General features: G+C 70.2%; 11 protein-coding genes and 1 pseudogene. 9 read left to right on the top strand and 3 right to left on the bottom strand.

All coding sequences use genetic code 11. From position 1 onward, the window contains the following. Positions 1-79 precede the first annotated feature (79 nt). Positions 80-1,063, bottom strand: a complete 984-nt coding sequence (locus tag ACGFY9_RS48715; RefSeq protein WP_393765610.1) for a histidine kinase — start codon at positions 1,061-1,063, stop codon at positions 80-82. 133 nt (positions 1,064-1,196) lie between these two features. Between ACGFY9_RS48715 and ACGFY9_RS48720 the strand changes: the two genes are divergently transcribed. The 5 genes from ACGFY9_RS48720 to ACGFY9_RS48740 are packed head-to-tail and all read left to right on the top strand — an operon-like array spanning position 1,197 to position 5,015. Then, entirely contained in the window at positions 1,197-1,574 is a 378-nt protein-coding gene (locus tag ACGFY9_RS48720) for a hypothetical protein (protein WP_393765612.1), read from the top strand. Positions 1,575-1,601: 27 nt separating this feature from the next. Then, positions 1,602-2,042, top strand: coding sequence for a MarR family winged helix-turn-helix transcriptional regulator (locus tag ACGFY9_RS48725; protein WP_393765614.1), 441 nt, complete (start codon positions 1,602-1,604; stop codon positions 2,040-2,042). Positions 2,043-2,071: 29 nt separating this feature from the next. After that, positions 2,072-3,829 carry an MFS transporter gene (locus ACGFY9_RS48730; protein ID WP_393765615.1) on the top strand — a complete coding sequence of 586 codons (1,758 nt, stop codon included), beginning with the start codon at positions 2,072-2,074 and terminating at the stop codon, positions 3,827-3,829. A 50-nt stretch (positions 3,830-3,879) separates the two neighbouring features. Next, on the top strand, positions 3,880-4,446 hold the full coding sequence (locus tag ACGFY9_RS48735) for a cysteine hydrolase family protein (protein ID WP_393765617.1): 567 nt from the start codon (positions 3,880-3,882) through the stop codon (positions 4,444-4,446). After that, complete coding sequence (locus tag ACGFY9_RS48740) at positions 4,443-5,015, top strand: YbhB/YbcL family Raf kinase inhibitor-like protein (protein ID WP_393765619.1); 573 nt, start codon at positions 4,443-4,445, stop codon at positions 5,013-5,015. Before ACGFY9_RS48735 ends, ACGFY9_RS48740 begins: the two co-directional genes overlap by 4 nt. Positions 5,016-5,043: 28 nt before the next feature. On the opposite strand, the gene ACGFY9_RS48745 is transcribed toward ACGFY9_RS48740, so the two are convergent. Continuing rightward, positions 5,044-6,090: a LacI family DNA-binding transcriptional regulator gene (locus ACGFY9_RS48745; protein WP_393765621.1), complete on the bottom strand. Its 1,047-nt coding sequence runs from the start codon at positions 6,088-6,090 to the stop codon at positions 5,044-5,046. 109 nt (positions 6,091-6,199) lie between these two features. Between ACGFY9_RS48745 and ACGFY9_RS48750 the strand changes: the two genes are divergently transcribed. Genes ACGFY9_RS48750 through ACGFY9_RS48765 form a run of 4 tightly spaced genes read left to right on the top strand, consistent with a single transcriptional unit; the run spans position 6,200 to position 10,218 of the window. Next, a complete protein-coding gene (locus ACGFY9_RS48750; protein ID WP_393765623.1) occupies positions 6,200-7,378 on the top strand; it encodes a phytanoyl-CoA dioxygenase family protein in 1,179 nt (392 codons plus the stop codon). A gap of 29 nt (positions 7,379-7,407) precedes the next feature. After that, positions 7,408-8,169 (top strand): SDR family oxidoreductase, encoded by a 762-nt coding sequence (locus ACGFY9_RS48755; protein WP_393765625.1) that lies wholly within the window; start codon positions 7,408-7,410, stop codon positions 8,167-8,169. 31 nt (positions 8,170-8,200) lie between these two features. Further along, positions 8,201-9,202: a Gfo/Idh/MocA family oxidoreductase gene (locus ACGFY9_RS48760; protein WP_393765627.1), complete on the top strand. Its 1,002-nt coding sequence runs from the start codon at positions 8,201-8,203 to the stop codon at positions 9,200-9,202. After that, positions 9,199-10,218, top strand: coding sequence for a Gfo/Idh/MocA family protein (locus ACGFY9_RS48765; RefSeq protein WP_393765628.1), 1,020 nt, complete (start codon positions 9,199-9,201; stop codon positions 10,216-10,218). Before ACGFY9_RS48760 ends, ACGFY9_RS48765 begins: the two co-directional genes overlap by 4 nt. Positions 10,219-10,276: 58 nt before the next feature. Here the strand turns inward: ACGFY9_RS48765 and ACGFY9_RS48770 are convergent. After that, positions 10,277-10,396 (bottom strand): annotated as a pseudogene (locus ACGFY9_RS48770) (sugar ABC transporter ATP-binding protein); the annotation flags it as partial.

Consider the following 10,396-nt stretch of genomic DNA (forward strand, 5'->3'; position numbering starts at 1 on the left):
CAAACGTGACTACATCTTCAACGGCACCCTGACCGTCACCGCGATCGTCATCTGGCTCCGTGACACCGTCCAAGAGCCATCAGAAACGGCCTAGTCGCCGGGGTACGTCGACGCACAGCCGCACCGGCAGCGGGCCGCGCGCCGCGATGCCGGACAGGGCCGCGTCCAGTCCCCGGTCGTCCAGGACGGCCGGATGCAGCCCGCGCACCAGGTTGTTCAGCTCGTCGATCGCCTCCTTCGCCTCCCGGTGGGCCTGGTCGATGACCTGTCTGGCCTCGTCGGGGAGGTCGGTGAGCGTCGCCCTGGCGATACCGAGGTTCACGGCGAGGGAGACCAGACGTTGTTGTGCCCCGTCGTGCAAGTCCCTTTCTATGCGCCTGCGTTCCGCGTCGGCGGCGTCCACGGCTCCGGCCCGGCTCTCGGTGAGGTCCTCGACTCGGCGCGTGAGCTGTTCGGTCCGGCTGGGGCCCAGCAGGGCCAGTGCGGCGCGGGTGTCGAGGCGGACGAGGACGAGAGTCAGCCACCCGGCGAGCAACAAGGCAGCAATACCGGACGCGTTGATGTAGACGGCCTCCGTGGAGGTCTCCAGGAACTTCAGCCGCTGCTCAGGGGGCACACCCCACATCCACACCAGAGCGGTCCCCGCGAACGCGCCCCAGCTCCACAGCACGACGGTGACGAGCGTCCCGCACGACACCAGCGGCCCCACGAGGAGGTGGTAGGCGAGCTGTCGCCAAGTTCCCCCGGAGCGGAGCCAGTTCATCGCTCCACGGAGTGTCGGCCTGCGCTGCGCGAGGGGGAGCAGCGGGATGTCGACGCCCGCAAGTGACGCGAACCTGCGGCGCTGGACGGCGGTCAGTGCGCCGGTGACGTAAATGACCACCAACAGCGGTGCACAGACTGTCAGTTGGACCTCCGGTACGGCGTTCGGGTCGGGAAAGAACAGCCACGGTTCCGCGAGCAGCAGCAGGGGAAGCACCTGCAGCAGTACGCCGGCGAGGTTGAAGACCGTCGCGCGGCCCACGCGTGCGAACGCGCCGCGCAGCGCGGTGAGAAGGCCCATGCGCACACCGTAGAACGCTGGTGGACCGCCGGACCATGCAGATGGTGCCCGCTTCGTGCTGTACCCAGCACCACCCTCAGGTCGGAAATCCACGTTACTGACCTGGGAGTTCATCCCGAGAAGCCTTGTCCGCATGACGACGACACCCTGCTGGAAGTGGTCCGCCCGTGTGCTCACCGCCGCCGGACTGGCCCTGGTTCCCTGGATCTTCGTGCTGGCGCGTGTGGCGGGCGCACACCGCGTGGCGTGGATCGGGTTGGACGCGATGGAGGCGACAGGCCTTGTCGGTACCGGCCTGTTACTGGCCCGCCGCGACCGGCGGCGGGTGGCCGTGGCGCCGGCCACGGCGGTCCTGCTGACGGTCGACGCGTGGTTCGACGTACTGACCGCCGGCCCCGGCGCGGTCCTCGTGGCGGTGCTGATGGCCGCCTGCCTCGAACTGCCGCTCGCCGCACTGTGCACGGCGGTGGCATGGAACGCCCTGCGCACACTTCCCCCGTCCATGTACTAAGGCCGCTTTATAAAGTAGCCTTAGTACATGAACGACGACCTGGATCCGAACGCGGTCGCCTCCGCCCTGCTCGCGAGCATCGGCGTGCTGGTACGGCGGGCCCGGCAAGTGCCGGTCGAGGGCGGGCTCACGATGCCCGAGCGGAGCGCCCTGTCACGGCTGGACCGCGCGGGCCCCACCACCTCGTCCGCGCTGGCCCGGGAGGCACAGATCACCGCGCAGGCCATGGGGGCGACGCTCAACGCGCTGCGGACCCGTGGCCTGGTCGAACGCCGCCCGGACCCGGACGACGGCCGGCGCGTGGTGCTGACGGTGACCGACGCGGGCCGGCAGGCGCTGCGGAACAAGCGCAACGCGCGGGCCGAACTCCTCGCCCGAGCCCTGACCGGCGGCGCGTTCACCCCGACGGAGCTGGAGCAACTCGCCGCTGCCGCACCGCTGTTGGAGCGACTGGCCCAGCACATCTGACGTCGACGGAGCCACGAGGAAGCAGACCGATGACAGATCCTTCGAAGACGCGCGGCCCGCGCCGTCCGACCGCCGACGACCGGTACAAGTGGACGGCGCTGACGAACACGACCGCCGCGGTCTTCATGTCCGCGCTGGACGGTTCCATCGTGCTGATCGCGCTGCCGGCGATCTTCCGGGGTGTCCACCTGGACCCCCTCGCGCCGGGCAACATCGCCTATCTGCTGTGGATGATCATGGGGTACCGGCTGGTCCAGGCCGTCCTGGTGGTCACGGTGGGGCGCCTCGGCGACATGTACGGCCGGGTCCGGATCTACAACTCCGGGTTCGCGGTCTTCACCGTCGCCTCGGTCCTGCTGTCCTTCGATCCCTTCGACGGCGGCCACGGCGCGATGTGGCTGATCGCCTGGCGGCTGCTGCAGGCCGTCGGCGGCTCGATGCTGACCGCGAACTCGGCCGCGATCCTGACCGACGCGTTCCCCGAGGAGCAGCGCGGCTTCGCCCTGGGCATCAATCAAGTCGCCGCGCTGGGCGGCATGTTCATCGGTCTCGTCGCCGGTGGTCTGCTGTCGGCCTGGGACTGGCGGGCGGTGTTCTGGGTGAACGTGCCCGTCGGCGTGTTCTTCACGGTGTGGGCCTACCGCACCCTGCGCGAGACCGCCAAGCGCGAGGGCGGCCGGATCGACTGGTGGGGCAACATCACCTTCGCGGTGGGCCTCAGCGCATCCTTGATCGCGATCACCGCCGGCCTCCAGCCGTACGGCGGCCACACCATGGGCTGGACCAACCCGCTGGTCGAGGCACTGATCGCCGGCGGGCTGCTTCTCCTGGCGGCGTTCGTCGTCATCGAGAACCGCGTCTCCGCCCCGATGATCCAGCTCAGCCTCTTCCACCAACGGGCCTTCACCTTCGGCAACTTGGCGGGCCTGGCCATCTCGATCGGCCGGGGCGGCATGCAGTTCGTGCTGATCATCTGGCTGCAGGGCATCTGGCTCCCGCTGCACGGCTACGACTACGGCGACACTCCGCTGTGGGCCGGCATCTTCATGCTGCCGCTGACCGCGGGCTTCCTGGCGGCGGGACCGGTATCCGGGTATCTGTCGGACCGGCTCGGTTCGCGGGGGCTGGCCACCGGCGGCGCGGCGCTGTTCGGCGCGAGTTTCCTGGGGCTGATGTGCCTGCCGATCGACTTCAGTTACTGGATCTTCGCGCTGCTGATCACGCTCAACGGGATAGCCAGCGGGATGTTCGCCTCCCCCAACTCCTCCTCGATCATGGGCAGTGTGCCCGCCCGGCTGCGCGGAGTCGCCTCCGGCATGCGCGCCACCTTCCAGAACTCCGGCACCGCCGTCTCCATCGGCGTGTTCTTCTCCCTGATGATCGCCGGGCTGGCCAGGAGTCTCCCGGCCAGCCTCACCACCGGGCTCCAACAGCAGGGCGTACCGGCCCACTTGGCCACCCAGGTCGCCGGACTGCCCCCGGTCTCCTCGCTGTTCGCCGCACAGTTGGGCGTCAACCCGATCCAGCACCTGCTCCAGCCCAGCGGCGTCCTGACCCATCTGACGGCGGCGCAGCAACGCACCCTCACCGGAAGCGAGTTCTTCCCGAGTCTGATATCGGGGCCGTTCCACTCGGGCCTGGTCGTCGTGTTCGCCTTCGCCGCCGGCCTCGCCTTCCTCGCCGCGATCGCCTCCCTGCTGCGCGGCGCCGGCACCCGCCCCACAGCCAGGACTCCGGGACCGCGCAAGGCCGCCACCGACAACGCCCTCGCACGACCGAACAAATGACATCCAAGGCATCCAAGGCACCAAAGACATCCCCAGGAGATCCAACTCCCATGCCACTCACAACGATCGACCCCACCGCCGCGCTCGTCGTGGTCGACCTGCAGAAGGGCATCGTCTCAGCCCTCACCGACGCCCCGGTCACGGCCGCCGTCAAGCAGGCGACCCACCTGGCCGCCGAGTTCCGGCGGCACGGTCTCCCCGTGGTCCTGGTCAACGTCACCGGACGCGCGCCGGGACGTACCGACACCGGACGGTCCGCCAACACCCTTGCCCTGCCAGCTGGTTGGGCCGACCTCATCGACGAACTCGACGTTCAGCCGACGGACCACCTGATCACCAAGCGGCGGCGCAGCGCGTTCCACGACACCGGACTCGGCACGCTCCTACGGGACTTGGGCGTCACACAGGTCGTGCTCACCGGCATCGCGACCAGCTCGGGCGTCGAGTCGACGGCACGCTCGGCGTCCGACCACGGCTACCACGTCGTCCTGGCCACCGACGCCATGGGCGATCCCGATCCCGAGGCCCATCGCCACAGCGTCGAGCGCGTCTTCCCCAAGCTCGGCGAGACCGCGACCGCCGCCGAGGTCGTCGACATGGTGGAGGCGACCCGATGACCCTGCTCGGCCGACTCCTGAAGAACCGCAGAGCAGGCGACACCCACACGGCGTGGAACCTGCCCAACCTCCAGGGCCCCGAGCAACTGACGCTCACCAGCGAGGACTTCGGCGACGGCGACACCATGCCGCTGAAGCAGTGCGCTAAGACCGTCGGCGGCGCCGACCTGTCGCCCCAGCTGGCCTGGGCCCCGCTCCCGCCCGGCACCGCCCAACTCCTGCTGGTCGTCGAGGACATCGACGTCCCGATCGCCAAGCCGGCCGTGCACTGCCTCGCGTTGATCGACCCAACGGCCGGACACCTGGAGCCCGGTGCCCTGTCGTACCGCCGGCCCGGCCCCGGCGTGGGGGTGCTCCGCTCCACCATCGGACGCGGCTACCACGGTCCCGCGCCCATCAAGGGCCACGGCCCGCACCGCTATGTGTTCCAGCTGTTCGCCCTCTCGGCCGCCGTGGACAGCGCCTCCGGTACGACGCCGGTGGACCGGGCACGCCCCCGCGCCCTCCTGCCCACGATCACGGCATCCGTCCTCGGCCGCGGCCGACTGACCGGCGTCTACGAGCGCTGACCCCAACTCCCCACAGTGTGCGCCCGGTTCAGTCGACGACCGGTACGGACGGTGCCCCCGGCGGCAGGTTGAACGGGGTGACCACCTGGATCGCCGAGGGGAGGGTCGGGCCGTCGTCGGGGAGGGCCTTGTGGGCGCGCATGACGATCTGGCAGGCGCGCCGCATGTCCTGGCGCAGGTCGTGGTGGAGGACCGCGGACAGGCGGCGCTCGCGCAGCAGCCGGGTGTTGTCGTGGTCCAGGTCGTGGGCGATGAACACCGCGCACTCCCGGCCCAGCGCGTCGAAGGCGTCGAGGGTGGCGAGGTTGCCGCCGCCCGCCGAGTACACGGCGATGATCTCCTCGTCCTGTTTCAGTGCCTTCAGGACGAGTTCGTGCTGGGTGGCGTCCAGGCCGTCGCTGTCGGTGACCTCCACCAGGGACCGTCTGGGGTCGGCGAGGCGCATCGCGCTGCGGAAGCCCATCTCGCGTTCCTCCTCGCCCCGGAAGGAGCCCCGGCTGATGGTGGTCAGCACTTTGCCGGGCCGCCTGCCGAGCCACTGTCCGAGGAGGTAGGCGGCGGTGGCGCCGGCCGCGCGGTTGTCGATGCCGACGTAGGCCAGGCGTGCGCTGTGGGGCAGATCGGTCACCAGGGTGACGACGGGGATGCCGGCCGCGACCAGCCGCCCGACGGCGGCGGCGATCTCCGGCTCGTCGGGGGCCTTGAGGATCACACCCTGCGAGCCGCGCTTCGCGATCCCGTCCAGCGTCGCGATCAGTTCGGCGGGCGGGCAGGTCTCGCGGAAGTGGAAGCGGGAGCGTACGAGGGCGGGGTGCAGGGAGGGCAGTTCGGCTTCGAGTGCGTCCCGTACGGCGGTGGAGAACCGCTCCGGCGTCTGCATCACGATGTCGATCATGAAGGTACGGCCGCCGAGCCGGACCTGGCTCTGCTGGCGGTCCAGGTCCTTGATGGCTTCCTGCACCTCCCTGATGGTGCTCTTCGTGACATTGCCCCGCTGGTTGAGGACACGGTCGACAGTGGCCGTGCTCAGCCCGGCCTGACGGGCGATTTCCCTGATCGGGTACCGGTGTCGCATGAGTGATCCCCTAGACCGATGATGCACTTTTGATGTAGCGAGAGGCATTGAATGATGGGTTTGTTTTATCAAGACTGGCAGAAACGCACTGACAGCGAAAGGGACCCGGATGTCTCCCATCACCGCAAGGACGCGGACTTGGCTGACCGAGGCGGACTGCGATCTCGACGCGTTCCGCTCACTCGTGGAGCAGCGCACCGACATCGCCGACCATCCCTCGGCCGAGCGCATCGAGCAGAACGTCCCGCTCTACGACAGCGCCCGGCTCCGTGCTCTCGCGGCCACCGCCGAGGGCCGCCGGGACGTGCAGAGCGAGCTGGTGCGGGCGCTGCTCGCCGGGCCCGGCATCGTGGTCCTCAAGGGCGCCTTCTCGGACGAGGCCGTCGTGGACCGCGCGTCCGACGCCTTCCGCGCGCTGATCGAGGAGGAGCGCGCGAGCGGTGCGGGCCAGGGCGACCACTTCGCCAAGCCCGGCGCGAACGACCGTGTGTGGAACGCCCTGGACAAGATCGCCGTGCGGGCGCCCGAGGCGTTCGCCGACTACTACGCCAACGACATCCTGGAGCTGATCTCGCAGGCCTGGCTCGGCCCCGCCTACCAGGTCACCTCGCAGCTCAACGTGGTCAACCCGGGCGGCGCGGCGCAGAGCGTGCACCGTGACTATCACCTCGGTTTCCTCTCCCAGGAGCAGGCGGCGGCCTACCCGGCGCACGTCCACCGGCTCTCGCCGGTGCTGACCCTGCAGGGCGCGGTGGCCCACGTCGACATGCCCGTCGAGTCCGGCCCGACCCTCTATCTGCCGCACTCGCAGAAGTTCGAGCCCGGCTATCTCGCGTGGCGGCTCCCGCAGTTCGTCGAGTACTTCGAGACGCACCACGTGCAACTGCCGCTGGAGAAGGGCGACGCGGTCTTCTTCAACCCGGCGCTCTTCCACGCCGCCGGCCACAACCGCTCGGCCGAGATCAAGCGCATGGCCAATCTGCTGCAGATCTCCTCCGCCTTCGGGCGTGCCATGGAGACGGTGGACCGCGAGGCGATGGCGAACGCCCTGTTCCCGGTGCTGCTGAGCCGCAAGGCCGAGGGTGTCTCCGCGGACTGGCTGCGCCGGGTGATCGCCGCCACCGCCGAGGGCTACCCCTTCCCCACCAACCTCGACCTCGACCCGCCGGTCGAGGGTCTCGCCCCGCCCTCGCAGGCGGACACCCTCCACCAGGCCGTCGCGGAGGAGTGGGACGCGGAGCGGCTGCGCCACGAACTGCAGGCCGCCGCCAAGCGCCGCCAGAGCTAAACCGAAGCCGAAAAGGACACATCACACTCATGGGACTGCTTGAGGACAGAGTCGTCCTCGTCAACGGAGGCAGCCAGGGCGTCGGCGCCGGTGTCGTGCGGGCGGCCGTAGGGGAAGGCGCGACCGTCGTCTTCACCGGCCGCCGCGCCGAGGTGGGCGAGAAGCTCACCGCGGACACCGGCGCCCGCTTCGTGCGGGCCGACCTCTCCGATCCGGCACAGGCACGCGACAGCGTCGTACAGACCGTCGAGGCCCACGGGCGGATCGACTGCCTCGTCAACGCGGCGGGGCTGACGTCACGCGGCTCGCTGCTGGACACCACACCCGAGCTGTTCGACCAGCACATGGCGATCAACCTCAAAGCACCGTTCTTCGCGATGCAGGCGGCCGTGGCCGACATGACCTCCCGCTCGGCGCCGGGGACGATCGTCAACATCGGCTCCAACTGCGCCCACGGCGGCCCGCCCTACCTCGCCCCGTACTCCACGGCCAAGGCCGGTCTCGCGGGCCTGACCCGCAACACCGCGCACGCCCACCGCTTCGACCGGATCCGGATCAACACCGTCAACATCGGCTGGACCGACACCGAGGGCGAGGACGCCACCCAACGCGCCTTCCACGGCGCCGGCGACGACTGGCGCGAGCAGGCCGCCCGATCGCAGCCGATGGGCAAGCTGGGGCAGGTCGACGAGATCGCCGAGTTCGTCGTGTTCCTGCTCTCCGACCGCAGCGGCGTGGTGACCGGCTCGGTCGTCGACTGGGACCAGAACGTCTTCGGCGGCCAGGACTGAGCCGCGCGCCGGCAGAAGGAGCACGACTCTCATGCGCATAGGCATCATGGGACTGGGCCGCATCGGCGCCTTCCATACCGAGACCCTCGCCGGGCTCGACGCCGTGGACTCCCTGGTGGTCACCGACCCGGTGGCCGCCGCCGTCGCCACCGCCACCGAACGCTTCGGGGCCCTCCCCGCCGACTCCCCCGAGGCCCTGCTCGCGGCAGGAGTCGACGGTGTGGTGATCGCCGCCGCGACCGACGCACACCCCGAACTCATCCACGCCGCCGTGAAGGCGGGCATCCCCGTGTTCTGCGAGAAACCCGTGGCCCGCGGCGTCGAGGAGAGCCTGGAGGTGCTGCGCGCGGTGGAGGGCAGCGGTGTCGAGGTGCACATCGGCTACAACCGCCGCTTCGACGCGGGCTGCGTCGCCGCACGCCGGGTCGTGGTCAGCGGTGAACTCGGCGACCTGCACACCGTACGGTCCACCACGCTCGACCCCGCCCCGCCGCCGGCCGCCTATGTGGCCGTCTCCGGCGGCATCTTCCGCGACTGCGCCGTGCACGACTTCGACATCGTGCGCTGGGTGACCGGCCGCGAGGTGGTCGAGGTCTACGCAACGGGCGGCAACCGCGGCGCGGACCACATCCGTGACGCGGGCGACGTCGACACCGCGTCCAGCCTGCTCACCCTCGACGACGGCACCATCGCCGTCGTCTCCAACTCCCGCCACAACGCCCGCGGTCACGACGTACGCCTCGAACTGCACGGCATGAAGGACAGCATCGCGGTCGGCCTGGAGGACAAGCTGCCGCTACGGTCCGTGGAGCCGGGCGCGACCTTCCCGGCCGGCACTCCGCACACCTTCTTCATGGACCGGTTCGCCGCCGCCTACCGCGCCGAACTCACCGCGTTCACCGAGGTGGTGGCCGGCACCCGTACCTCCCCGTGCACGGTCGCCGACGCCGTCGAGGCGAGCTGGATCGCCGAGGCGTGCACCCTGTCGCTGCACGAACACCGTCCCGTACGACTCGAAGAGGTGCGTAAGTGACGACGGACGAACCCCTGCGCATCGGCGTCCTGGGCGCCGCGCGGATCGCCGAGCTGTCGATCGTGGGGCCGGCGCGGGCGACCGGCCACCGCCTCGTCGCGGTGGCCGCCCGCGACCGCGACCGCGTCGAGACCTTCGCGGCCGAGCACGGCGTTGAGCGGGCGGTCGGTTCCTACGCCGACCTCGTCGCCGACCCGGAGATCGAGGTCGTCTACAACCCGTTGGCCAACAGCCTGCACGGGCCGTGGAACCTGGCCGCCCTCCGCGCCGGCAAGCACGTCCTCACCGAGAAGCCGTCCGCGAGCAACGCGACGGAGGCGGCCGAGGTCCACAAGGCCGTCGCCGAGGCGGGCACGGTGTTCATGGAGGGCTTCCACTACCTGTTCCACCCGGTCGTCCTGCGTCTCCACGAGCTGCTGGACAGCGGGGAGTTGGGCGATCTCCGGCACGTCGACACCATGGTCGCGATGCCCGCGCCCCCGGACAGCGACGTACGGTGGTCGCTCCCCCTGGCGGGCGGCGCCCTGATGGACCTCGGGTGCTACAGCCTGCACGCCCAGCGCATGCTCGCCCCCTGGGCGGGCGGGGCACCCCGGCTGATCGCCGCACGCGGCGGCGAGAAGACCGGCGCACCAGGAATCGACGCATGGCTGGACGCGGACCTGGAGTTCCCGGGCGGCGCCACGGGCAGCGCCCGCTGCCACATGGCCCACGACACCTGGCAGATGACCTGCCGCGTCGTGGGCTCACGCGGCGAGGCCACGGTGATGAACTTCGTGCAGCCCCACCTCGATGACCGGGTCATCGTGCGTACGGCGGCCGGTGAACGTACGGAGGAGATGGGCCGCCGGTCGTCGTACACCTACCAACTGGAGGCCTTCGCCGCCCATTTGAGGCGCGGTGCGCCGCTGGTGCTGTACGCCGACGACGCGCTGACCACGATGCGGCTCATCGACGACTGCTATCGGGCGGCGGGGTTCCCGGTACGGCCGAGTACGGTGCTTCGTCAGACCTGACGAGGCACAGCGGTTGGGGGCGGTACCGGTCCGGTACCGCCCCCAACCGCTGTGCGGGTCAGCCGACTTTGAGCGCGGCCTCCTCGGGGAGTTCCTCGACGTCGACGCCGCGGACCTGGGACAACTCGTGCTTGAGCGCGGCGAGTTCGGTGCCACCGGCCATGTGGTTGGTGAGCTC

The sequence above is a fragment of the Streptomyces sp. NPDC048504 genome (assembly GCF_043200035.1).
In the GTDB taxonomy this organism is placed as follows: domain Bacteria; phylum Actinomycetota; class Actinomycetes; order Streptomycetales; family Streptomycetaceae; genus Streptomyces.

Coding starts and splice junctions, on each gene's coding strand:
- ACGFY9_RS48740 (WP_393765619.1), top strand. CDS start 4,443: ATGACCCTGCTCGGCCGACTCCTGAAGAACCGCAGAGCAGGCGACACC.
- ACGFY9_RS48750 (WP_393765623.1), top strand. CDS start 6,200: ATGTCTCCCATCACCGCAAGGACGCGGACTTGGCTGACCGAGGCGGAC.
- ACGFY9_RS48745 (WP_393765621.1), bottom strand. CDS start 6,090: ATGCGACACCGGTACCCGATCAGGGAAATCGCCCGTCAGGCCGGGCTG.
- ACGFY9_RS48715 (WP_393765610.1), bottom strand. CDS start 1,063: ATGGGCCTTCTCACCGCGCTGCGCGGCGCGTTCGCACGCGTGGGCCGC.
- ACGFY9_RS48720 (WP_393765612.1), top strand. CDS start 1,197: ATGACGACGACACCCTGCTGGAAGTGGTCCGCCCGTGTGCTCACCGCC.
- ACGFY9_RS48725 (WP_393765614.1), top strand. CDS start 1,602: ATGAACGACGACCTGGATCCGAACGCGGTCGCCTCCGCCCTGCTCGCG.
- ACGFY9_RS48735 (WP_393765617.1), top strand. CDS start 3,880: ATGCCACTCACAACGATCGACCCCACCGCCGCGCTCGTCGTGGTCGAC.
- ACGFY9_RS48760 (WP_393765627.1), top strand. CDS start 8,201: ATGCGCATAGGCATCATGGGACTGGGCCGCATCGGCGCCTTCCATACC.
- ACGFY9_RS48755 (WP_393765625.1), top strand. CDS start 7,408: ATGGGACTGCTTGAGGACAGAGTCGTCCTCGTCAACGGAGGCAGCCAG.
- ACGFY9_RS48730 (WP_393765615.1), top strand. CDS start 2,072: ATGACAGATCCTTCGAAGACGCGCGGCCCGCGCCGTCCGACCGCCGAC.